The sequence below is a fragment of the Pseudoalteromonas sp. C8 genome, from assembly GCF_011378685.1.
GTDB lineage: Bacteria > Pseudomonadota > Gammaproteobacteria > Enterobacterales > Alteromonadaceae > Pseudoalteromonas > Pseudoalteromonas arctica.
This window is the reverse complement of the sequence record NZ_WTKT01000004.1, coordinates 223,572-247,249: the sequence shown is the minus strand read 5'-3', so window position 1 is coordinate 247,249 and position 23,678 is coordinate 223,572. Positions and strand designations below refer to the sequence as shown.

Genomic DNA, 23,678 nt, shown 5'->3' with positions numbered 1-23,678 from the left:
ATTGGGAGGGTGGTATGACAGTAAAAGAAATGGTCGAGTTGGCGTAAAAGCACTCTGGAAGGGGTGGTTGAAATTAGCAGAAATGGTCGAATCTGCCGAATTGTTAATATCAATTCAGCAGACAGAAAAGTTGTGATCAAGAGACAGGCTTACATCCATGTAAGAATAAGTAAAAACCGAGCAACAAAGAGTTAATTGCCGCTAGGCAGAACCCTTCGGGCAGCGCATGTTTGGCATTTATGCTGCGTTATCGCCTATTTATAGGGAACAACCACAGTTCATAGGCTCTGCCTTGTCTAAATACCAAACATTCTGCTGCAAATTCAACCACCAAAGTTCAGCACGTCCTAGTACGCTTTATCTACACGCACTGTGTTGTCGTTCAAGTACACTAATCTTACGTTATCGCCTTTGCTAAAACGCATTGATTGGTCCTGATCTTGAACAACCATAAACTGGTCGCCATTTTCAACTTGTATTAATAACTCTACAAAGTGATTTTGCTGATAATGACTTTGCTGCTGCCTATTATGTGCAACACTGCCGCCAATTACCGAACCTAATATTGTTGCTACTGTGCGGCCGCTACCACCACCAAACTGGTTGCCTACTACGCCACCGAGTAATGCACCGCCGAAGGTTTTCCAGCCGTTGTTTTTGTCTTGAATGATTTCTTGTTCGGTAATATTGCGTACCGATTTTACGTCACCAAATAAAACTTGCTGCACAGGGACTGCTTTATTGCGCTCGTATTTAGCAAACGTAGGCGCGCTTATTGTAAGTAAAGCGCACATAATTACAGTAATTGCTTTCATAACTTGCTCCTTTTATATCAACCTGCATAAATCTTTGATCAATTTAACGAATTAAATTGCGCTATAACGTCGTTAAAAATTTTTTATTTAGAACAACTAAATACAAAAATTTTTGCCTAGTACTAGCGTAATTTTCTTAACGTTAAATAGACCCCATATATAAGCAGATTGGTATTGGCTACCAGCCAAAGGTTGATTTTTCTTTCGTTTTACGAATTTCAGTTTCGTCTGCCCACTCAACTAGGCCGCTTTCCATATCCATTAAACGCATTGTAAATTTGTAGTATACGTCTGATTTGTCGGCATTTGATTTAACAATACTTGATAAGTTTCCATATAACATATATTGCGCACCAATTTGTTTACCAAATGCAACGGCTGTTGCAGGGTTAACAAGAGCATCTTCATTTTGAAACGTTAATTGCTCACGTACTGACTCAACACGGGTCATATCTACAAAACGGAACTTACCGCTGCGTAGCATTTGTGTTGAGATTGAATCGGTGATTGATTCTGTATCAATGTGCTCGCTGGTTTTATTTTTAATACGCTCAACAAATACTACAGGGCGTTTATTAGCGGTCATTGTGCCAACAACAGGTGAGCTGAGTAATGAGTCGGTCATTTGGCTCGCTACTTTTTGTAAGTCGGTAGAACCAAAATTAATATCTGTTGTTTCTACTGCTTGTGCATCGCCATAACTTACTACGGCTTTATTAGCACAGCCACTTAATACTAAAGCGCTCAAGCCAACTAAAGCGTAAGTTGATGCTGTTTTAAATTTGTTACTGGTGATCATGGTTGTTTCCTTTAATCTTTAAATTCTTGTGATTCGGTAGACACTTCTCTTACTGCTAAAGAAAAGGTAACCGCATCAGAGCTAGGTGCTAAGCCCGGTAATTGTGTTTTTGCAAAACCAAATAAGGTGAGTGCTTGCCAAGGTGAATGATTGCCTTTAATAACAAAGCCGTCTTTATCAAACCAATTAAATTGATACTGCAAATACTGTGATTTTTTATACTGGCTCGAAAGTGTCACTACTACATCGGTCAACTGGTTGGTTTGACGTGTTTTAACATCAGTAATGGCCAGCTTTTTACCGAGCTCTGGGTTATCTACACGTAATTGCTCATTAAACTGATTTTTATTTTGTTCAACAGAAATACCCGATGTAACCGGTTTGCTGGAACATGCACTGAGCATTAAGACTGCTAATAATGGCGCTATGTATTTCATGATGGCTCCTAAAGTTGAACTACGTGGTAATTAAAGTAGTTATTAACGGAGGTTAAGTAAATTAACGTTAACCCTTGCTTACTAACGGTAAAATTTATAGGTGCTTGTGTGCCTATATGCAAAGAATGCTCACCTGTATTTAGGCTTTGCCTTGCAACACTTATTTGATTTGGAAGTGTAAGCCAGCTACGTGTATCAGCTTGCTCAGACGCCAAATTATAAATATTAGCAAGTATGTTACCTACATCACCGGCACTGCGAGCAAGCTCTGCGCGGACTTTTTCTTTAGCTACTAATCTAAGCACTTGGCGAGCTACTTTTGCAGGTATTTGATCTTCTAATGTTTTTGCTGCAAGTGCTTCAATGTGTACTAATGGGCTCAGCTCTAAGCTTTGTGCATCTAAGTTTATATTATTAAGGCGGCGCACATAGGCATTATCTTTATATACTGGCATTGCAAGGCTGTAAAAGCGTGCATCGCCGCGTGATGAATAAATTGGTAAGCGCAGTTTAAATTCATCTTGTTTTGGTACTAAGCCTTGTTCAAATAAAACAATTACTTCGCCTTGCGTTGCAGAAATTGTGGGTGCATCACTAAAACGTTTTTTAAATTCGCTTAGGTCTTGGTCAAACCCTTGTTTTTTAGCAAGGCGCATTACGTCCTGCTGTAAATAAATATTGTTAGGTTGTATAGCCAGTGCTTTTTTATAATCAATATAAGCATCGTCATACTGTTTAGCACTTTGGTAAAGCAAAGCAGATAAATAAAATGTGTAGGCATTTTGAAAGCCATTTTTTACATCTCTGGTTACATTGCCCATGCTAGGGTAGTGCTGCTGCGCTTCTTTAACTGTTGAGTCGCCATCTGTTTTATTTTCGCTTAGTGCATCAACTTGTACTTTATTAGCGCGGCGAATTTCGACCAAAGCGCCTTCTACATCATTTTTATACACGTAGTTAAGTGCTTTATAACTATGAAGCATACTCATTTCGTAAGCCGGTGGCACATAAGTTATGGCTGAGTCGTTAGTAAATAACGCATTGCTTTGCTCAAGCCCCGCACTTACTTGTATTTTGGCGGCTTCACGTTTTTTTTGCATTTGCGTATACACGTTCTCAAATTTACTTTGTGCCTCTTGTGGCATATTGGCTAAGTCGTTTAAGCGAGCTTGCTCAAGTTGATTGAGTAAGTAGCTGCTGTGCATGGTGCTATTATTGGCAATAAGGGATTGCGCTTCTTCGATATTGTTTTTCTCGATCGCATTTCTTATTGGTGTCATTTGCGTGGCATAGTCATTAAATAGGTCATTAAAGCCCATTGTGCTACACCCACTTAAAATACAACAAAAGCTTAAAATTATACTTAGGCGCACTGCGCACTCCTCTCAATTCACCTGTATACATTAACATATTATTTTTAGCTAAATGTGTGAAATATTGTAAAAAATCGTAGAGTAAAACTGCCTGCTAATAAAGAAATATAAAATGACATTGGTGAACAAAGTGTGAATTTTCTTGTTGGGTAACAATATTGAAATGCTTAAGGTACTTTATTGGTCTTATTGAATACAATGATCCCTAAAGCGTAATGATAAATGAATTTTTTAAATGAAGTAATTGCTATTCACTAAGTCGTATACGAAAAAGACTAAAAGGATATCTTGTGTTGTAGACACCGTATTTTGCAAATGCGGCTAAGATTTTAGTATAAATGATCTAATTTATTAAAACTAAATACTCCCTTTGCACAGTTATAACAATCCTGTTTAAATGTGCTGCTCAGTAAGCGGTTTTATAGGCGCTTATGACAATGTTTTTAGCTTAGTAGGTTAATTAATTAATTGAAATAACGCTGTAATTTGTTTTTATTGCTAAGGAATTTTTTTGAAAGCTACGTTGTATACAATCATTGCTTTAATTGCGTTTGCTGCAAATTCTCTTTTTTGCAGAATGGCTTTAGCCGAAGGCTATATAGATGCTTGGAACTTTACAGTTATTCGCTTACTCAGTGGTGCTGCGTGTTTGGGCATTATAATGGCTATTTATACTCATAATTTAAAACGAAAAGGCACATTTAACCCCGCTATTTTAAGTGATAAAGGAAGCTGGCGAAGCAGTATAAGCCTTTTAGTTTATGCACTTTGTTTTTCGATTGCATACGTAGAGCTAGATACAGGCACCGGTGCACTGATTTTGTTTTCAGCCGTGCAACTCACTATGATTGGCTGGGGTATATATCAAAAAGAGCAGTTGAGTGTGCTTCAGTGGTGCGCGTTTATAGTGGCGCTAGGTGGGTTTGTATATTTAATGCTGCCATCTGCTGCTGTACCTTCATTATTAGGTGCATCACTCATGGCACTCAGTGGTGTGGCATGGGGTATTTACAGTATTCGCGGTAAAGTGTGCGTATCGCCACTGCGTACTACAGGGTTTAATTTTATAAGAAGCTTAGTGGCTATCCCTGTTTTATTACTTGTTGGTATGAGTTATTTAAAAAATATGAGTATTGAAGGGGTTTTGCTTGCATGTGCCTCGGGTGCGATAGCGTCTGGAATTGGTTACAGTGTTTGGTATGTGGCTATGCCACTGCTTAAAAGTACCCAAGCTGCTGTTGTGCAGCTTTGTGTACCTGTACTTGCAGCCGTTGCCGGGGTCTTGTTTTTATCAGAGCAGGTAACAATGGAGTTTATTGTAGCAAGCTCATTAATATTAGGCGCTGTACTGGTATTTATCTTAAATAAAAAGAAGGTGTGATACCACTTAAACAAGTTCTTTATGGCGGACTAACGTTTGTTACAAAGCGTGTATAAATAGCGGGTAAGTTATCAAGTATTGCCTGCTTACCCTGTAGTTCACTGTTTTTTATGCATTCAAAAAGTACTTGTTCGCTAAGTGTATTCACTAATTTTTGTGATTGCTTAATATGGCTTATATGCCAAAGCTCAGGTGCTACGCCCCCTAAATCATGCTGGTAAGGGCGATAAAAACCAAATTCAACTAAGTTAGTATCAAGCCAATTACTTAAAGGTGCAAACGGCCCACCTTGTAGGTATTCATCAGGTGTTAGTTGTAGTTTATAATCATCACTTACCGCAGCTTTATCAAACACATCTAAGTCAGTCCCTAAATGGTGTCTGCTTGCGCCAGGTAGTGCAGAGTAGAGCATTATTGCCATACATTTATCAATATCGCTTAGCTTAGTTAAATCTACAACTTCTTGCTGTTTATTATAAACAGGTCTAATACCTAAAAACTTATTATTCCAAATAATTGATTGACGATTAAAGTCGCGAAAACTTGAGGCAATAGTAAGCTCAAATCCTGCTTTTTGTGCTGCACTTTGCAGCGCTAAAAAGTCGCTGATAATAGCGCTGTGCAAGCGATGATTTTGTATATCAGTTAAATGTGTATCACTTTGCCCTGTGATACACATTATTGGTGTTGGTTTAGTTACATCCATTATGTTAAAAGTTGCTCTAGTATTTGCTCGTAAATGTCGGTAAGGGCTATTAAATCATCGGTACTTACGCATTCATCTACTTTATGAATAGTGGCGTTACGTGGGCCAAGTTCAATTACTTTAGCGCCTGTTTGTGCAATAAAGCGACCGTCAGATGTGCCGCCGGTAGTTTCTAGATTCGTGGTTAAACCGGTTACTGATTTAATAGCTGTAACAGTGGCATCAACAAGCGGCCCGTGCTCGGTAATAAAAGGTAAGCCATTTACTATCCAACTTAATTCATAATTTAAGTTATGCTTTTGTAGAATGTCATTTACACGCTGTTGTAATTGCTCATGTGTTACTTGCGTGCTAAATCTAAAGTTAAACTGTACTTCTAGATCACCCGGGATCACGTTACCAGCACCTGTACCGCCATTAATATTCGAAATTTGAAAGCTGGTAGCAGGGAAGTATTCGTTTCCGTTATCCCACACCGTTTGGCTAAGCTCAGTAAGTGCAGGCGTTGCTAGATGAATTGGGTTTTGTGCTAAATGTGGGTAGGCAACATGACCTTGTACGCCTTTAACCGTTAGGTAAGCGGTAAGTGAGCCTCTTCGGCCATTTTTAACAACATCGCCTAATACATCTCGTGATGAGGGTTCGCCTACTAGGCACATATCAATTTTTTCACCACGTGCCTCTAGCGTATCTATTACACGTGTTGTGCCGTTTATAAACGGTCCTTCTTCGTCAGAAGTGATTAAAAAAGAAATCGAGCCTTTATGATCTGGATGTTTAGTAACAAAACGTTCGGTTGCTACAAGCATTGCGGCTAATGAGCCTTTCATATCGGCAGCACCACGCCCGTGCAGTAGGCCGTCTTTTATTAATCCTGAAAACGGCGGGTGTTGCCAATTTTTTTCAGGGCCTGTTGGTACAACGTCGGTGTGACCAGCAAAACAAAAGTGCGGCGATTGTGTGCCTTTTCTAGCCCAAGTATTAAGTGTGTCGGTAAAAAATAATGATTCTATATTAAAACCAACCGCAGCAAGGCGATCGTTCATCATTTGTTGGCAGCCAGCATCTTCGGGCGTTACCGATTCACGTTGGATTAGCGCTTGGGCGAGTTGAATTACGTCATTAGTCATTATTTAAAAATCTCGTCGTATTGGGCTGCTTTAAAACCTAAATGGTAACTGCCATTGTTTACCAGTACTGGACGTTTGATCATGGCAGGTTGTTCAACCAACAATGGGATAGCACTTTCTTTAGTTAGACTTTGTTTTTGCTCATCAGTTAATGCGCGATAAGTTGTTCCACGTTTATTAACGAGTTGTTCCCAATCGAGCTTGTCTGCAAATTCACTCACCATTTGCTCATTTACGCCATCTTTGCGGTAGTCATGAAACGTAAATTCGATGTTGTTATCAGTTAAATGTTTTTTAGCTTTTTTTATCGTATCGCAGTTGCTAATGCCGTATAGAGTGATCATAAATCTAGTTCTTCTTAATAATAGTTAATAGTGTGTCTTCACCCGCATTTACATGCGAATGCGAGTAATGAAATGTGCCAAGGTTATGGCTGTTTAGTAAAATTAAACTAGCAAGCATTGGAGTATCAAGTTCTCGTAAATCAAAATAAGCAAGGCGTTGACCTTTGCATATTTTGCTACCATTGAGTTGCGCAATATGGGTATGCGTAATTGATTGCGAATCAAAAATAGTTAAGTTAATCAAGACTTTTAGACCATTATTAGCTTGTAGAATAAACTCAGTACCTGCATTTTTTACTTGTAATAAAGTTCCATCAAACGGTGCTAAAATTTTATGACTTGTTAGTTGCACCATAATACCAGGGCCCAGAGTGCCAAAACGAAAAAAAGGTTCTGGATGCTCTTTCAGTTCAATTACTTTACCTGTAAATGGGCTGGTTATATTTATTGCATTAAGAGGCGTTTTATTTTGAGCTAAATAGTCAATTTTTTGAGCTTTCATAAGTTAGTTTCCCACCACGTTATAACCCTCTTTTTTTAAAGCGGAAATAGCATTTTCTGCAGTGTGTTTTTTTATGAGAATATAATCAGTATCGTAGGTTGAAATTGAAAAGATAGAAATTTTAGCGCGCGCTAATACCCCTGAAATATTAGCCATAATTCCGGTTAACGAAAAGCCAAGTGGACCTACAACCTCTAAAGCTTGCCAGTCGGGTTCGGTATCCAGGCTTTTTACTTCAAAATCGCTTGGGCATACAATTGAAAGTTCATCATGGGTTTTAGAAATAAAAAACAAAGATTGCTTTAAAAGTGCCGCAGGTATGTCGGCATCTACATCTAAACTGTGTATAGATAAAATGGTGCTGTGTAATTGTAATGTTTGTTTTGACATTAAAAGCCTGCGAACAGCAATATTGATAGCTTTATAGTATAGATTATTGGCTTTAAATTAAAGGTGTAACAACGACTAACTCAGCAGTAAATAAGTAGATAAAAGAAGGGAGTAAAAACTTACCCACAATTTCTGTGGATAAGTATGGGGGTTGCAGGGTATAAATAACCTAACTAGTTAATTATTAAATAAATAATAGCTAGGCTATAAAAAGCACACGTTACGTTTAATGAGTAATTAGCGCTTCTGTTTGAGCTGCCTGAATGGCAGTTAAGGCGATTGTATATACAATATCATCAACTAATGCACCACGGCTTAAATCGTTTACAGGTTTACGCATACCTTGCAGCATAGGGCCAATACTTATCAAGTCGGCACTACGTTGTACTGCTTTATACGTGGTATTACCCGTATTTAAATCTGGGAATATAAATACAGTCGCTTTACCGGCTACAGGGCTGTTAGGTGCTTTTTTAAGTGCTACGTTTTCCATTATAGCTGCATCGTATTGTAGTGGGCCGTCGATAATTAGATCAGGGCGTTTTTGTTTTGCTATTTTTGTGGCTTCACGTACTTTTTCAACATCGGCACCTGTACCAGAAGTGCCCGTGCTGTAGCTGATCATGGCAACACGCGGCTCTATGCCAAATGCAGCTGCAGAATCGGCAGATTGAATCGCTATGTCTGCGAGTTGTTCAGCATTAGGGTCTGGGTTAATCGCACAGTCACCGTAAACTAACACTTGGTCAGGCAGTAGCATAAAAAATACAGATGATACTAGTGATGACCCTGGTGCTGTCTTAATTAATTGCAGTGGTGGGCGAATTGTATTTGCCGTAGTGTTTACTGCACCCGATACTAAACCGTCTACTTTACCTTGCTCAAGCATCATTGTACCCAGTACGACGTTATCTTGTAGTTGCTCTTGTGCTACTACGGCAGTTAGGCCTTTGCTTTTACGAATTTCGACCATAGGCGCAATATAATCATTAATAATGCTTTGAGGCTCGATAATACTTACATGTTCGTTTAGCTCAATACCTTGCTGCTGTGCAATACGCATTATTTCTTCGCGATCGCCTAGTAATATAGTTTTAGCAATTCCGCGTTGACCACAAATAGCAGCCGCTTTAATTGTACGAGGTTCATTGCCTTCTGGCAGAACCACGGTTTTACCTGCTTTACGCGCTTTAGTGGTAAGTAAGTAACGAAATGCGGGTGGTGATAACTTACGAGTTTTACCTACACTTTTAGCTAGAGTATCTAGCCAGCTTGAATTGATATGCTCTGCGTTGTGATCTTTCACTTTTTCAATACGTTGGTCATCATCATTTGGTACTTCCATATTAAAGTTATGCAGTAGTAATGATGTACGCCATGTGTCTGCATCGGTTGCGAGTATTGGTAAACCGGTTTGCATGGCTTGCTCACACAAGGCCATAATACGTGGCTCTGGCTCAAAGCCACCGGTGAGTAATATAGCGCCAAGTTTAGTGCCGTTCATAGCAGATAAGCACGCAGCAACAAGTATGTCAGAGCGATCGCCCGGTGTTACTAATAAAGCGCCTGGCGTAAAATAATTTAAAATATTTGAAACCGTACGAGCACAAAAAGTAATACGTCGCAGGCGACGATGAAGCATATCGCCTTCGTTAATTATTGTTGCTTTTAAATACGCACTTAAGTCTTTTACGCGCGGCGCTACTAAGTCAAAATCCCACGGGATTGCGCCAAGTAACATGAACGGATTATTTTTAAAAATAGGCAGGGAGGCTAAACGATTTAACTCGTTTTCAAGCTCTTCAGGTTTATAGGCATCGACTAAATCGGCGCGTGCACGACCTTCTTCATCAAGTGGCGCATTTACTTTATTAAAAATACAGCCCAGTACGCGAGGGTGATCGATACCACCATAGTTACCTGCTGCGATTTCAAGGCGGTCTTCTATTTGAGTAATGGTGTAATTACCAGGGGTAAGTACAAATACAATTTCGGCGCCGAGTGTTTGCGCAATTTCGCGGTTTACACGCCCAGCATAAGGTTGGCGACGAGTAGGTACCATACCTTCAATAATAGCGACTTCGTCGTCGTTTATTTTACTTTCAAAGCGTTCAACAATTTCCTCTAGTAGGTCATCACCTTTACCGTCGCCAATCATTTGCTCAGCATAATCAAGTGCAAAAGGCATTGGTGGGTTAATAGGTGAGCCTTGAGTAACTATTTGCGTTGATTTTTCAGGGCCTGTTTCACCAGAACGTGGCTGAGCTATTGGTTTGAAAAAGTTAACTTTAACTGTTTTTTGTTCAAGTGCACGCACTAAACCAACTGATACCGACGTCAAACCCACACCGGTAGAAACAGGAATTAACATAATACGACGTGCCATATTAAAGCTCCTTTACAATATTTGCAGCATCAAGGGCAATAACCCATTCTTCATTAGTTGGCATTACAACTGCTTTGATGTGTGAATTTTTACAGCTAATAACGCCTTCTTGACCAAAGCGCGCATTGAGGTTGGCTTGCGGATTACAATTAATGCCTAAAAAGGCAAGTTGTGTAATTACTTTTTCACGAATAATATCTGAGTTTTCACCAATACCACCAGTAAATATAACAGCATCAAGGCGCTGTAATGGCACCATATACGCTGCAATTTGTTTTGAAAGGCGGTAGCAAAACATTTCAATTGCGAGTATCGCTTTTTTATTACCGACCATAGCGGCTTCTTCAATGGTACGGCAATCGTTAGAAAGCTCGCTAATACCTAACAAGCCACTTTTTTGATTTAGTAGGTTATCAATTTGCTGGGCTGTGTAATCAAGTTGAGTGGTTAAAAAATTAAATAAACCAGGGTCAATATCGCCGCTACGAGTGCCCATTATCAGCCCCTCTAGAGGCGTTAGTCCCATGCTGGTATCAACACTCTTACCATTTTTAATAGCGCATACAGAACAACCGTTGCCTAAGTGGGCACTAATAAAATTGCTTTGCTCGATAGGTTGCTGAAGTAACTTTGCTGTTTGCCCTGCAACATAAAAATGACTTGTGCCATGAAAACCATAACGCCTAACACCAAACTCGGTGTACAACTTATATGGAAGAGCGTAAAGAAAGGCAACTTCATTCATAGTTTGGTGAAATGCAGTATCAAACACCGCGACTTGTGGCAAACCTTCAAACGATGCCTGCGCCGATGATATACCTAGTAAATTAGCGTGCCCATGAAGCGGCGCAAGCGTTGCAGACTGTGTAATGCCTGCAATTACTTTTTCGTCAATCAATACGGATTGCGTAAAGTGCTCGCCGCCATGTACAACACGATGGCCCACTGCGATAAGTTGCTCGTCTAAGTTGTGATCTTTTATTAAGCTTACAAGCGTATTTATAGCCTCAGCATGTGCTTGATTAGCCGCTAAGTCGATAACTGTTTTAGTACCATTAAATTTGTATTTAATAGAGGGTGTTTTAGCGCCTAAGCGTTCAGCAAGGCCTGAAATAATTTCGTGACCATCGTTCGCATCAATAATGGCAAACTTTAAGCTAGAGCTACCACAATTTAAAACTAAAACGTGTTGTGATTCAGGAGAGGTTGCTGGCATAGATTCAATTTCCATAAACAAATTTAGTAAGTAAACGTTAGTACGTAATCGTTACACTTACGGTATTAAATAAAGCTAAGACAGTTGAGTGTTCAACTGCAAAGTGGTTAACGCAATGTTAAATACTTTACCTTAATTAAGATGTTTAAGTTAGGATTGTTCGCCATTAAAAGGTAAATTTAAGCTGTTTTACTGAGAAAGTGTAACTCCTTCATTTTGTGTTACACTTTGTGTATAGCTCGTTTTTCCATTGTATTTAAAAGCAGTATCTGTGAGGAGTCATGATGCAAAAAAGTGTGATGTCACAACTACAAACTGGCCGTTTGTATGGTAAAAAATGGCCAATGCGCAAAGAGCTTGCGCCTTTGTTTTTAGAGTTTAGAGTGATCAGAGCGACTGAGCTTGCCATTACAGTAATGCCAATCTTAGCCATGCTAACATTGTTTTTTCAGCTAAATTACTTAGGCTCTGATTTTTTACCACAAGCCATTGCGAGTGCGTTATTTTTTATATCTCTACCATTACAAGGTCTATTTTGGTTAGGTAAGCGAGCGCAAACGCCTTTAGAGCCTGCGATGCAAAAATGGTATAACGAGCTGTACACTAAAATGGCAGCTAATGGATATCAAGCGCAGTTAAGTGAAAACAAGCCCCGTTATATGGAGCTTGCCAATTTACTTAAAGATATGTTTGAAAAAATGGACAGGGCATTTACTAAAGAGCAGTTTTAGAGAGTTATACCATTATCTATTTTGGTAAACTGAGTAATATAAAATGATAAGGTGACAGTGTGTTCACCTTTTTCTTCGAGTGCAGTCCAGTGCTCGGGTCTAAATTTCCATGCAAATGGTGTCATCATTATTAAGTTTTTAATATCAGTAAAGCTAAGTGCTACATGCTCTGTTAAAAGGATCTGTTCCGATTTTTGAAACCCTTTTGGAGTGGATATTTCAGTATGTTCGTTTACTTCTGAATATATATACGATTTTAGCTCTTTTAAATGACAAGGGCCTGGGCTTGCAACCACTAATGTTGCGTTTTGATTTGCAAGGCGTTCGAGCTCTTGCTCAAACAAAGGTGCAAATACGCTAACAAGTACATCGGCAAATTGGCTTTTAAAGGGCGCTTGGCTGATTGATGCCACACTAAAATGGCAATTAAGGTAGCGCTTTGCTGCATATTTAACCGCTGATTTTGAAATATCGACACCATATACTATAGCATTTGTTTTACTTGCTATTGCTTGGGTATAAAATCCTTCGCCGCATCCTAAGTCAATTACTGTATTTGCACTTATATTACTAACTATGTCGCTAAGATTTCGTTGCAAGAAGCCATAATAACCACGCTCTAAAAATGCGCGTCTGGCTTGTACCATTTCAAGTGAGTCACCCGGTTGTTTTGAGTTTTTTTGTTGCACAGGCAGTAAATTAACATAACCTTCTTTGGCAAAATCAAAGCTATGGTTATTAGCACAACGAAGTGTTGAATCAGCTTTTAAAAGTGCTAGGGTACACAGCGGGCATTGATATTGTAGACTCATGAGCCTAGGTAGTCCTTATCGTAAAAAGTTTTTACCCAATGCGGGCGATAGGTGATCATAATCGTTATAGCCATGCCGTTGAGCATTGCTTCAGGAAACCAGATTATGGCACTTAGATAAACGTAGTTATCTGCAAGTTCTTGCCAATTGTATTGCCCTATAGCTAAGTAAAATAAAGCACCTAGGCTTATTTTTATACAGGCTATAAATCCCGCGGTTATAAACGCACAAACAAATATATAAACAAAAAAATGACGAGGTAAATATTGGTAACTAATTATAAAGCCAAGATAGCTCAATAAAATAGGAATAAACGCACCAATAAGCAGTTGTACTGGTAACAGCTCAAGTTCAATTTGACCAAAGGCAGCGAGCAGTGCTGTGGCAAGTAGGCTACTTAAAATAGTCAATCGCCAGCCTAAAATTAATGTCGCGGCCGTAACACCTAGTATGTGCAAATCAAGGCCCGTTAAAATTCCTGCCTTTATTCGCCAAAGCATTGCAAACACTAACGCACACGCAAGCACGCCAGTTTGACGGACTGGCGTATTAAGTAATGTTTTATATGTTTTTTTATCAAAGCTTAAAATAGCAATGATAATTACAAGGGACCAAAGCAGTCCCTGCATTGTTAGGCTGAGCATAATAATTACTTAAATGTTGACCATATAGGGGCATGGTCTGACGGTTTTTCAATACCGCGGAGTTCGTAATCAATACCGGTATCTATGCAGCGTGCTGCAAGCTCATTGGTTGCAAGGACGACATCTATACGAAGTCCTCGATTATCTACAAACCCTTTAGAGCGATAGTCAAACCACGAGTATTGATCGTCTGTTTCGGGGTTTTGCTCTCTAAATGTGTCTTTAAAACCCCAATTAAGTAATGTTGCAAGCCATTCACGCTCTACCGGTTGGAAAGAACATTTACCTGTTTTTAACCAACGTTTAGCATTTACTTCGCCAATACCAATATCTAAATCGGTGGGTGATATGTTGATATCACCCATGACAATTACATCTTGATCGGGTGTGTGGTTGGTTTCAAGGTGTGTCATTAAATCTTTATAAAATTGACGTTTATAAGGGAATTTAGTTTCGTGATTAATATTATCACCTTGTGGGAAATAGCCATTCATGACAGTAAGATCGCGACCGTTTTTTTGTTCAATAGTGACGCTTATCATGCGTTTTTGCGATTCATCTGTATCGGTGGCAAAACCTTTTAAGACCGATTTAGGCTCTTTTTTGCATAACATAGCTACGCCATAATGCGCTTTTTGACCATGAAAGTAGACGTGATATCCCATTTTTTGTACATCTTCTAATGGGAATGCTTCGTCGTGAACTTTAATCTCTTGCAAGCCAATAACGTCTGGTTGATGTTTGTCGATAATTGCTTGTAATTGGTGAAGACGAGCACGCAGACCATTGATATTGAAAGAAATCACTTTCATAAAATTTACCTTAAAATTGGTTCTATTTAATAGCTTAAATTGTATCAGTAAATACGCGTACATAACATGACTGAATTGAGATAATAGCTGCGTAAATGTTGATCAAATGATGGGTAAAGTTTGAAGATTGTGAATACAATATTAATTATTTAAATAAATAAAAAATTCAATTGAACTTAACTTTATTGAATATATAATGCGCGAAATTCACTTGTTTAGCTCGTTCAAATAGGATCTCTCATGAAAACACAACTACTTTTAGCCACTGCTTTACTAGCATCTGCAACTGCGTCAGCACAAAGCAATACTTACTTTAGCCAAGATAACAAAATTGAGTCTAAGTTATGCGTACTAAGTGCAAACGAAGGCTTTAGCGTTGCTCGTAAAGAAGCTGCCCAGCACGGTGTTTACCTATCTCGTTTTTCTAAAAGCATTTTATGTAATGGCGAAGATATTCGTGATATTGCTAAAAAAACGACATTAAGCAACGCATCAGTTGAGAAAGTAGAAGTATTTGCAAAAGACGCTCAACAAGAAACTCAACTATGTATGACGGCTTTAAAACAAGGTTTAGCACCTGTTCGTCAAAAAATTGGTAACCTGAACTCATTAAAATGTAATGGTCAAAACGTTACTGAGTTTGTTAAGCGCTACCAAAACGCAGCAATCTAATTGTTAGCTTAACTATATAAGTAAAATTGAAATACCTGGTTTTTACCGGGTATTTTTTTGCAAAAATTACAAGGTAGTTTGCAAAGCTTGCAAGCTTAATTTATTGAAACTGCTTAATAAATATACCGATTGAGATTAAGTTATTGATTATTATAAGTTAACTATTGTTGGCATTGGATTTGTATTAGTTAAAGTGACATTTAATTGATTACGAAGGATACGTCTTATGAAAAAGTTAACATTAGCAGCCACTATTTTAGCATCATTAAGCCTAGCGGCTTGTTCATCTAATCAAGGTCTTGAAAGAATAGACAGTGACTTTGCAAGTTTAGATAATGATAGCGATGGCTACATCTCAAAAGTTGAAGCTGATGACGATAGCATTTGGAGTCACTTTTCAAATATTGATACCAATATGGATAACGAAATTAGCCGCAAAGAATTTAACACTTACATGAAGTTAAACAATGGTAAAGTAGCTACTGATTCTGAAGTAAGTGAGTCGGCATTTAAAGCTGAAATTGCTAAATTCGATAAAATTGAAAGCAGCTTTGCAAGTCTAGATAACGACAGTAATGGCTATATCTCGGTAGTTGAAGGTAACGATGATGATATTTCAAATCATTTTGGTTATATGGATAAAAACCAAGATAAGCGGATCAGTAAAAGCGAGTTTATGGGTTACATTAAAAAATACGGTAACGCAGTAGCTGAAGATGATGCATTAGAAGCCATTAAACACAGCTAATAGTTGTCATTTTAATAAGCAACAAAGAAGCCAGTGCTAGTCACTGGCTTTTTTGTGTTTTAAATTTAGTTATTTGATAGATATATTTTCCTAGTTTGGTGTTGTTCTGTCATAATAGATGGCTGTGTATTTTTATTTGTTAAGAGTGTGTATGGCGGGTCGACGAATTAGTGATGAACAACTAGTTGAGATCATTGAAGCAGCTATTTTTGTTGCAGATAAGCCTGTTAGTAAACGCCACCTTAAAGACATCGTATTAATAGATTTAGCTATTTCTATGGCACGAATAAATGACGCAATAGATACAATACAAGAACATTTTCAAACTCGTGGTATTCGCTTAGTTGAGGTTGGTAGTGGGTATCGGTTTCAGGCATGCAGTAGTTTAAGCCCTTGGTTAAATAACTTGTGGCAAGAACGTGCACCAAAATACTCGCGTGCTTTACTGGAAACATTATCACTTATTGCATACAGGCAGCCCATTACACGCGGCGAAATTGAGCAAGTAAGAGGTGTTACTACGGGTTCGAATATTATTAAAACCTTACTCGAAAGAGAGTGGGTTAAAGTGGTAGGGCATAAAGAGGTTCCGGGTAAGCCGGCTTTATATGCAACTACTAAGCAATTTTTAGATTATTTTTCGTTAACTGGGCTTGAAAATTTACCTGCGTTGCCAACAGAGCAGCAAAGTAAAATTAACCAGTTATTGAGCGATCCTTCTGTGAGAGAACCATCCGAATGAGTATTATACAAGGTGAAAAGTTACAAAAAGTCTTAGCCCGTGCAGGCGTAGGCTCACGCCGTGAAATGGAAAAATACATTGACGCAAACCGCGTTAGTGTAAACGGTAAAGTGGCAAAGTTAGGTGACCGTGTTGAAGAAACCGATTTGATTCGTGTTGACGGACACAGTGTAAAAATTGAAGAAAAAGCAGACCGAATCTGTCGTGTGATTATGTATAACAAACCAGAAGGTGAGTTAAGCACACGTAAAGATCCTGAAGGACGTCGTACTGTATTTGATCGACTTCCGCGTATTGATGGCGATCGCTGGATTGCGGTTGGTCGACTAGACGTTAATACATCAGGTTTGATGCTCTTTACAAACGATGGTGAACTGGCAAACCGTTTAATGCACCCAAGCTATGAAGTAGAGCGTGAATACTCTGCGCGTGTATTTGGTGAAGTAACCAATGAAACGGTTAAAAACTTACTACGCGGTGTTGAGCTTGAAGATGGTCCAGCTAAATTCACGACTGTTACCCCTATGGGTGGTGAAGGCGTTAACCGATGGTTTAACGTAACGTTAAATGAAGGACGTAACCGTGAAGTTCGTCGTTTATGGCAGTCTCAAGATGCGGAAGTATCTCGTCTTATTCGTATTCGTTACGGTAAACTAGAGCTTGATAAGCGCGTGCCACAAGGTGGTTGGATGGAGTATGATTTAGAAACAGTTAACTACTTGCGTAAAACCGTTAAATTAGGCCGCGAAACACAAACTAAGCTTTCTGTTATGCCTGAAAAACGCAAAGATAAACGCGCTAAAATCAACCAAATCCGTAAAGCAGTTAAAAAACACAATCAGCGTGTTAAGCCGACTAAACGTAAATAATTAATTAGTTATTTATTGAACACAAAAAAGCCGCTAATTGCGGCTTTTTTAATGTGTGTTGTTTAAACTATTTAAACTCTAAATTACTTTTTTACTTGAGCATCTAACGATTCGCCATTCACTTCACTTGAATCGTCACTCATTAAATATAAATATGTAGGCATTAAATCCTCTGGTGTAGCAAGTGCGTCTCTATCTTCACCTGGATATGCAGCAGCTCGCATTGAAGTGCGAGTAGCGCCTGGGTTAATACAGTTTACACGAATATTCGTTTTACCTACTTCACATGCCCATGTTTGCATCATACCTTCTACTGCAAATTTTGAGATGGCATAAGGCCCCCAAAATTCACGACCTTTGCGGCCTACACCTGATGACGTAAATACTATCGATGCATTATCAGACTTACGAAGAACAGGAAAAAGTGCTTTAGTGATCATTGCTTGTGCAGTCACGTTTACTTTCATTATGTTTTCGAACGTAGATGAGCAAAAATGTTCAAGCGGACCGAGTGACCCTAAAATACCTGCATTATTAAGCAACCCATCAAGGCGTCCAAACTGATATTCGATTGTTGCAGCAAGGTCACGGTAGTTTTGCTTCGTTGCGCCTTTTAAATCCATAGGGACTATTGCAGGTTTAGGGTAGCCAGCATTAACAATTTCATCGTAAACACATTCAAGTTTATTAGTTGTTTTTCCTAATAAGATAACTGTAGCGCCGTATTTTGCATACGTAATTGCTGCAACTCGGCCAATACCATCACCGGCGCCTGTTATTAAAATAACTTTATCTTTAAGTGCGTTTTCAGCTGCTTGATATGTGTGCATAAAAGTACCAATTCATATAATTTTTTTGATTTTAACATAGCGAAACGTGAAGTAATCGAATTTATTGTAAAATTAGGTGGCGAAAATAGAAACTTTACGTTAAGTTTAACTGGTCTAATGTCTCATTAATAACCTGATTACATTGTTTTAACTTAATACACTGATTAAACACACTATAAAAATAAAATACGTGCGGAGCCAACAATATGAAAAAAATGCTACTTTCACTCTCGGTTACAGCTGCTTTAGCAGGTTGTGGCGGTGGAGAAACGTTAACAGATGTCAAAAACGACACAGCACCAGTTATCCCAACAGCAACAGTTACATTTGATCCAGCAGCAGGTATCTTATCGGTACCTAATGATTTATTAATGAGTGGAACTCAAGACGGTACACTTAATATTCCTGGTGAATTAGATGACAACAATGTGTCTATTTCGCGCGCAGCTTATGCAAACCCCCAACTTGCACTAGGTGCACTTGATGGTTGGTCTTCGCAGGTTCCTTATAAAATCGATTTAACATTCCCACCAAATGTGAGTTTAGATGAAGCGTCTGCTGGGACCCCTGGTACAGTAAGAATTTTTGAAGTTGTAATGGGTGCAAGTTTAACTGATGCAGAATGTTCAGTTGTAGCTGCCGGTACTGCTTGTAAATTGATCGGTGAGCTTACTTTTGGTGTTGACTTTGTAACTCAAGCTTCAGGTGATGGCGTTGCAATTATTCCTTTAAAACCATTTACGGCAGGTAGCTCATACATCAATGTATTAACTACTGATCTTAAAGATTCATTAGGGCGTTCTATTGAGCCTTCTTCTACTTATGGGCTGGTTAAACAAGAAGCGCCATTAATTACAGAAGCTCAACTTGGTTTGCAGGGTGCTGTTAACAGTTACGAAAATGTAGTTGTAAGTTCAGGAGATATCGCAAAAGAAGATATTATTTTTTCTAGTGCGATGACTATTCAATCAGCAGGCCCGGTACTCGGGACAATTAAAAAATTGCTAGCTGCAAGCTTGCAACAGCCTGCGTTACCAACGCCTGCGCTTCAAGTTCCTGAACAGCCTATGGTAAATGTACAACAAGTATTTGCTTCTCAGGGTGTAGAAGCCTCTGCTGCTTTCTCTGGTGTGCAATATCAAAAAGGTAGCATTATGTTACCGATGTATTTAGGTACGCCAACGGGTACTGATATTAGTGATTTAAGTGATACATATTGGCAAGGTATGTGTGATAACGCGGTGGCAATAATTGGTTATAAGGCCGTTGCAGGCGATGCATTTCCGACAGATCCTATTAGTGAAAATGATGGTTTATGTTCTGCATTAAGTGACGGACAATTACGTGACTTAGGACTAGACAGCACACGTCATTTGACAAAATACAACTCAATTCCAAAAGTACAAAGCATGGCAAATGTGCCAGTGCAAGTTACTAAACCTATTTTACCGATAATTAATGGTGTCCGTGCACAGTTACAATTAGATCCTATCGCAATGCCTGAAGGTGGATGGCCTGTTGTGATTATGCAGCACGGTATTACAACACAAAAAGAAAGTATGCTTGCTTTAACTGCGCAGCTTTCTATTCAAGGCTTTGCAACGGTTGCTATTGACCATCCAAGACATGGTGAGCGCGGAATAGATGTTGATGGTGATGGAACAGACGACTTTAATGCAACAACGGGTTCTGTGCTTAGTTACATGAACTTAAGTTCATTACTTGTTGCACGTGATAGCTTACGTCAATCGGCTGCTGATTTATTAGGCCTTCGTTTAGGCTTAAATTTTATTAACGATACAACTATTAATAGTAAAGACGTTACCTACATTGGGCATTCGCTAGGTTCTATTGTTGCTCCAGCATTTATTGCTCAAGCTAATACGCCAATGGCAGAAACGCTTGATCCGCTATTTAATGTAAACACGGTAGCTCTTGCAAGTGGTGGTGGCGGTATAGCAAGCTTCTTACTTGAATCTGCTGCGTTTGGTCCATTTATTCAAGGTTCAGTACTTTCACAAGCGGGTACAACAGAAGCTGATGAATTTACTGCATACTTACAAGGAGATGCAGTTTCTAACTGTGGCTCATTAATACCAGACATGGAAGCTTACTTGACGTGTGGTTACAACGAATATATTGCATCACTTACCACTGCGGGTGAAACGACTAAACTTACTAACATTCAAGGTGTATTTACACAGTTTGCTTTTGCGGCGCAAACAGCGCTAGATAGTGGTGATCCAACTAACTACGCAGCCACTGTGAAAGCATTAGGTACTCCTGTTTATACTAATGTTGTTGTGGGTGATGGTGTTGATAACAAGCCTGACCAAGTGATACCACCAATGGCAGCTAATAATCCTATTTCTGGCACAATTCCATTAGCTAACTTGATGGGTCTTGAGACAGTAAGTTCTTCGCAAGCATTGAGTGAAACACCAGCAAGCTACTTAGTTAAATTTACTAAAGGGCATCATGGTTCTATATTAACACCAGCTCAAGATGCTGCACAGGCTGCAACTGTTGAAGGCAGTGCTGCCGCTAATGCAGAAATGCAGTTGCAAGTAGCTACTTACTTAGCTGCTCGCGGACGGATGTTATTAGTTTCCAACCCTGAGGTTGTGACTGATTAATAACCAGTAAAATAATTAACCTTTAAAAGCCACTGAAAAGTGGCTTTTTTTGCTTTAAAGCATGCTAAATTAGCTGAAATTTATAAATGGAGAAACCAGTTGGAATTTTTATACGAATACGGTTTGTTTTTTGCCAAAACAGTTACTTTTGTTATCGCTATAGCAGTTATTTTAATGCTAATAGTTGGCGCTGCGGTTAAGCCAAAGGCCAAAAAAGGTGAAATACAAATTGACGATATATCAGAGCAGTTAGTTGAACTTAAAGAGAGTTTTTTACAAAATACGTTGGGCAAAAAAGAGCTTAAAGCGCATCAAAAACAACTTAAATCAAAAAGTAAAAAAGCAGATAAAGATGAGCCTAAACCTCGTTTATATGTAATTGACTTTGTGGGTAGTATGGATGCTCACGAAGTAGAAAGTTTACGAGAAGAAATAACGGCCATTATCTCTATTGCCGATCCAAGTAAAGACAAAGTACTTATTCGTTTAGAAAGTGGTGGTGGAGTTGTACATGGCTATGGACTTGCTGCATCTCAGTTACAGCGTATTAAAAATGCTGGTATTCCCCTGAGTGTTGTAATTGATAAAGTGGCAGCAAGTGGTGGTTACATGATGGCGTGTGTCGCGGACGAGATACTTGCAGCGCCTTTTGCAATAGTTGGATCTATTGGTGTGATAGCTCAAATACCTAACTTTAATAAAATATTAAAGAAAAATGATGTTGAATTTGAGCAAATAACAGCAGGTGAATTTAAACGCACACTTACTTTATTTGGTGAAAACACAGATAAGGCCCGTGAAAAATTTCGTGAAGAAATTGAACAAACACATGATTTATTTAAAACGTTTGTAAGCACTCAACGTCCAAGCTTAGATATAAGCTTAGTTGCGACAGGTGAGCATTGGTTTGCAACTCAAGCGATTGATAAAGGCTTGGTAGATGTTATAAAAACAAGTGATGATGCATTGCTAGAGCAGCAACATGAGCGCCAAATTTATAAGATTAAATACAAAGTTAAAAAAGGGTTGAGCGATAAGCTAGCTCTTGGCTTGAGTAGTGGTGTAAATAAAGTGGGAATAAACTTACTTTCTAAGTTTAAGTCGTTAAATCCTTAGATTAGAATCTTTTTCAGGATTCTGTTTAATTATTTTTACTCGAAAAAAAAACCTTGATGGATTGCATCAAGGTTTTTTTATAGCTGTATAAATGTAGCTTATGAATCAATAGATTTATGATAATCTTCTAAGTCTTTGGCTGCATTAGGGTCGTTAAAGATGCTCTCATCTAGCTCACCTTCAGACTTGGCAACAACACAGGTAACCATACAATCGCCGGTTACGTTAACTGCTGTACGTGTCATATCAAGTAACCTATCTACACCGATAATAATTGCAATCCCTTCTACAGGTAAGCCAACTTGGTTAAGTACCATTGCCAGCATTATTAAACCAACACCAGGTACACCTGCTGTACCTACAGAGGCAAGTGTTGCTGTTAATATAACCATTAGGTAATCAGATATTGTTAAATCAACACTAAACACTTGTGCAATAAACACGGTAGCCACACCTTGCATGATAGCGGTGCCATCCATGTTAATGGTAGCACCCAGTGGGATAGTAAATGAGGCAACCGAGTTATTAGCACCTAACTTTTTAGTAGCAGTTTCAAGTGTAATAGGCATAGTTGCGCTTGAGCTCGAGGTACTAAATGCAAATAAGCATGTGTGCTTCATTTTTGCTAAGAAAATAAGCGGGTTTAAGCCCGTTAATATTTTTAAAAGCAATGTGTAGTTTACAAAAGCATGTAATAACAGTGCAAGCACTACAACGCCAAAGTACTTCGCTAAGCTCACAATTAAGTTAAGCTCAATTGTTGTAAACAGTTTTGCCATTAAAAAGAACACGCCATAAGGGGCAATATTCATTAAAAGCGTAACTAGTTTTAAAATCACAGTGTTTAAATCTTCAAATACGGTAGCAACACGTTTTCCTGCTTTACCACTTAATGCCATTGCTACACCAAATAAAAGTGCAAACACAATAACTTGAAGCATATTGCCTTTGGCCATTGCTTCAAAAGGGTTTGTAGGAAACATATCTATAATTACACGGGCAAGAGTAGGCGCTTCTTTAGCATCATAAGTTGCATTAGATGGCAAGCTGATGCCCTCACCAGGGCTAAATAATAAGGCAAGCGTAATTGCTACTGTTATAGCAATAGCTGTAGTTAATAAATATAAACCAATAGATTTACCACCTAGGCGGCCTAGTTTTTTAGGGTCGCTTAAGCTACAGGTACCACAAACAAGCGATACAAAAACAAGAGGCACAACTAACATTTTCAAGCTGGCAATGAATATTTGACCACCAACATGGAAAATACCATCAACAAAAAAGGCTTTAATTGGCAAAGAGAATAACCCAAGTGGTATTAGATAATCGTCTTCACCAGCTAATATAGCCTGAAATATAAAACCTACAGTAACCCCAAGCGCCATACCAATCATGATGCGAGTGGTTAAACTCATTGAACGGATTTTTGACATATTTCCTGATCTACATTTTATAAATTTGCCATAGACTACCAGCAAGGAAATATTTACTACAGAAAAAGTTAGTATTTATTTAAAAATATTTTGCACAAAAAAGTAATAAAAAACTGTGATTTTAGACTAAGTTATAGGTTAATATTAAGTGTAA

Annotated in this window: 24 protein-coding genes; 8 read left to right on the top strand and 16 right to left on the bottom strand. The window is 38.6% G+C overall.

Annotated features, from left to right (window positions below; translation table 11 throughout):
- Window positions 1-347: 347 nt before the first annotated feature.
- The 4 genes from GQR39_RS06235 to GQR39_RS06220 form a co-directional block, all read right to left on the bottom strand.
- Window positions 348-815 carry a glycine zipper 2TM domain-containing protein gene (locus GQR39_RS06235; protein ID WP_008134100.1) on the bottom strand — a complete coding sequence of 156 codons (468 nt, stop codon included), beginning with the start codon at window positions 813-815 and terminating at the stop codon, window positions 348-350.
- A gap of 178 nt (window positions 816-993) precedes the next feature.
- A complete protein-coding gene (gene lpoB / locus GQR39_RS06230) occupies window positions 994-1,614 on the bottom strand; it encodes a penicillin-binding protein activator LpoB (RefSeq protein ID WP_165735115.1) in 621 nt (206 codons plus the stop codon).
- 11 nt (window positions 1,615-1,625) lie between these two features.
- A complete protein-coding gene (locus GQR39_RS06225) occupies window positions 1,626-2,051 on the bottom strand; it encodes a YcfL family protein (protein ID WP_007582549.1) in 426 nt (141 codons plus the stop codon).
- Window positions 2,052-2,059: 8 nt separating this feature from the next.
- A complete protein-coding gene (locus GQR39_RS06220) occupies window positions 2,060-3,424 on the bottom strand; it encodes an adenine DNA methylase (protein ID WP_165735114.1) in 1,365 nt (454 codons plus the stop codon).
- A 511-nt stretch (window positions 3,425-3,935) separates the two neighbouring features.
- On the opposite strand from GQR39_RS06220, the gene GQR39_RS06215 reads away from it, so the two are divergent.
- Entirely contained in the window at window positions 3,936-4,805 is an 870-nt protein-coding gene (locus GQR39_RS06215) for a DMT family transporter (protein ID WP_024590438.1), read from the top strand.
- Window positions 4,806-4,824: 19 nt separating this feature from the next.
- Here GQR39_RS06215 and GQR39_RS06210 read toward each other — a convergent pair whose 3' ends face one another.
- From GQR39_RS06210 to GQR39_RS06180, 7 genes are all read right to left on the bottom strand, one after another.
- Window positions 4,825-5,511, bottom strand: a complete 687-nt coding sequence (locus GQR39_RS06210) for a M15 family metallopeptidase (protein ID WP_165735113.1) — start codon at window positions 5,509-5,511, stop codon at window positions 4,825-4,827.
- Window positions 5,511-6,641, bottom strand: a complete 1,131-nt coding sequence (gene dapE, locus GQR39_RS06205) for a succinyl-diaminopimelate desuccinylase (protein ID WP_165735112.1) — start codon at window positions 6,639-6,641, stop codon at window positions 5,511-5,513. Before dapE ends, GQR39_RS06210 begins: the two co-directional genes overlap by 1 nt.
- Window positions 6,641-6,985: an ArsC family reductase gene (locus tag GQR39_RS06200; protein WP_024592532.1), complete on the bottom strand. Its 345-nt coding sequence runs from the start codon at window positions 6,983-6,985 to the stop codon at window positions 6,641-6,643. The genes dapE and GQR39_RS06200 overlap by 1 nt, the downstream gene beginning before the upstream one ends.
- A gap of 4 nt (window positions 6,986-6,989) precedes the next feature.
- Window positions 6,990-7,487 (bottom strand): PTS glucose transporter subunit IIA, encoded by a 498-nt coding sequence (locus GQR39_RS06195; RefSeq protein WP_165735111.1) that lies wholly within the window; start codon window positions 7,485-7,487, stop codon window positions 6,990-6,992.
- A gap of 3 nt (window positions 7,488-7,490) precedes the next feature.
- The gene (locus GQR39_RS06190) at window positions 7,491-7,877 is read right to left on the bottom strand and encodes an ACT domain-containing protein (protein ID WP_024592533.1); all 387 of its coding nucleotides are present in this window, start codon (window positions 7,875-7,877) and stop codon (window positions 7,491-7,493) included.
- A gap of 226 nt (window positions 7,878-8,103) precedes the next feature.
- Window positions 8,104-10,263: a phosphate acetyltransferase gene (gene pta / locus GQR39_RS06185; protein WP_165735110.1), complete on the bottom strand. Its 2,160-nt coding sequence runs from the start codon at window positions 10,261-10,263 to the stop codon at window positions 8,104-8,106.
- A gap of 1 nt (window position 10,264) precedes the next feature.
- Window positions 10,265-11,479 carry an acetate kinase gene (locus GQR39_RS06180; RefSeq protein ID WP_165735109.1) on the bottom strand — a complete coding sequence of 405 codons (1,215 nt, stop codon included), beginning with the start codon at window positions 11,477-11,479 and terminating at the stop codon, window positions 10,265-10,267.
- Between the two features lie 284 nt (window positions 11,480-11,763).
- Between GQR39_RS06180 and yfbV the strand changes: the two genes are divergently transcribed.
- Window positions 11,764-12,210 (top strand): terminus macrodomain insulation protein YfbV, encoded by a 447-nt coding sequence (gene yfbV, locus GQR39_RS06175; RefSeq protein WP_076923914.1) that lies wholly within the window; start codon window positions 11,764-11,766, stop codon window positions 12,208-12,210.
- On the opposite strand, the gene GQR39_RS06170 is transcribed toward yfbV, so the two are convergent.
- Genes GQR39_RS06170 through xthA form a run of 3 tightly spaced genes read right to left on the bottom strand, consistent with a single transcriptional unit; the run spans window position 12,207 to window position 14,478 of the window.
- Window positions 12,207-13,022, bottom strand: a complete 816-nt coding sequence (locus GQR39_RS06170) for a putative RNA methyltransferase (RefSeq protein WP_076923915.1) — start codon at window positions 13,020-13,022, stop codon at window positions 12,207-12,209. The two genes, yfbV and GQR39_RS06170, sit on opposite strands and share 4 nt — an antisense overlap.
- Window positions 13,019-13,666, bottom strand: coding sequence for an energy-coupling factor ABC transporter permease (locus GQR39_RS06165; RefSeq protein WP_076923916.1), 648 nt, complete (start codon window positions 13,664-13,666; stop codon window positions 13,019-13,021). Before GQR39_RS06165 ends, GQR39_RS06170 begins: the two co-directional genes overlap by 4 nt.
- A 5-nt stretch (window positions 13,667-13,671) precedes the next feature.
- Window positions 13,672-14,478 (bottom strand): exodeoxyribonuclease III, encoded by an 807-nt coding sequence (gene xthA, locus GQR39_RS06160; RefSeq protein WP_165735108.1) that lies wholly within the window; start codon window positions 14,476-14,478, stop codon window positions 13,672-13,674.
- A 240-nt stretch (window positions 14,479-14,718) separates the two neighbouring features.
- Here xthA and GQR39_RS06155 point away from each other — a divergent pair, with 240 nt between their 5' ends.
- From GQR39_RS06155 to rluB, 4 genes are all read left to right on the top strand, one after another.
- A complete protein-coding gene (locus tag GQR39_RS06155; RefSeq protein ID WP_007582577.1) occupies window positions 14,719-15,150 on the top strand; it encodes a hypothetical protein in 432 nt (143 codons plus the stop codon).
- Window positions 15,151-15,376: 226 nt separating this feature from the next.
- Window positions 15,377-15,898: an EF-hand domain-containing protein gene (locus tag GQR39_RS06150; RefSeq protein WP_165735107.1), complete on the top strand. Its 522-nt coding sequence runs from the start codon at window positions 15,377-15,379 to the stop codon at window positions 15,896-15,898.
- Between the two features lie 151 nt (window positions 15,899-16,049).
- Window positions 16,050-16,640 carry an SMC-Scp complex subunit ScpB gene (scpB, locus tag GQR39_RS06145; RefSeq protein ID WP_024590449.1) on the top strand — a complete coding sequence of 197 codons (591 nt, stop codon included), beginning with the start codon at window positions 16,050-16,052 and terminating at the stop codon, window positions 16,638-16,640.
- On the top strand, window positions 16,637-17,509 hold the full coding sequence (gene rluB / locus GQR39_RS06140) for a 23S rRNA pseudouridine(2605) synthase RluB (RefSeq protein ID WP_007582584.1): 873 nt from the start codon (window positions 16,637-16,639) through the stop codon (window positions 17,507-17,509). Before scpB ends, rluB begins: the two co-directional genes overlap by 4 nt.
- Window positions 17,510-17,592: 83 nt before the next feature.
- Here the strand turns inward: rluB and GQR39_RS06135 are convergent, their stop codons facing one another.
- The gene (locus tag GQR39_RS06135) at window positions 17,593-18,339 is read right to left on the bottom strand and encodes a YciK family oxidoreductase (protein ID WP_007375386.1); all 747 of its coding nucleotides are present in this window, start codon (window positions 18,337-18,339) and stop codon (window positions 17,593-17,595) included.
- Window positions 18,340-18,545: 206 nt separating this feature from the next.
- Between GQR39_RS06135 and GQR39_RS06130 the strand changes: the two genes are divergently transcribed.
- Window positions 18,546-20,975 carry a VolA/Pla-1 family phospholipase gene (locus GQR39_RS06130; RefSeq protein ID WP_165735106.1) on the top strand — a complete coding sequence of 810 codons (2,430 nt, stop codon included), beginning with the start codon at window positions 18,546-18,548 and terminating at the stop codon, window positions 20,973-20,975.
- Window positions 20,976-21,074: 99 nt separating this feature from the next.
- Window positions 21,075-22,091: a protease SohB gene (gene sohB / locus GQR39_RS06125; protein WP_165735105.1), complete on the top strand. Its 1,017-nt coding sequence runs from the start codon at window positions 21,075-21,077 to the stop codon at window positions 22,089-22,091.
- Between the two features lie 98 nt (window positions 22,092-22,189).
- On the opposite strand, the gene GQR39_RS06120 is transcribed toward sohB, so the two are convergent.
- The gene (locus tag GQR39_RS06120) at window positions 22,190-23,524 is read right to left on the bottom strand and encodes a dicarboxylate/amino acid:cation symporter (protein WP_007582590.1); all 1,335 of its coding nucleotides are present in this window, start codon (window positions 23,522-23,524) and stop codon (window positions 22,190-22,192) included.
- Between the last annotated feature and the right edge of the window lie 154 nt (window positions 23,525-23,678).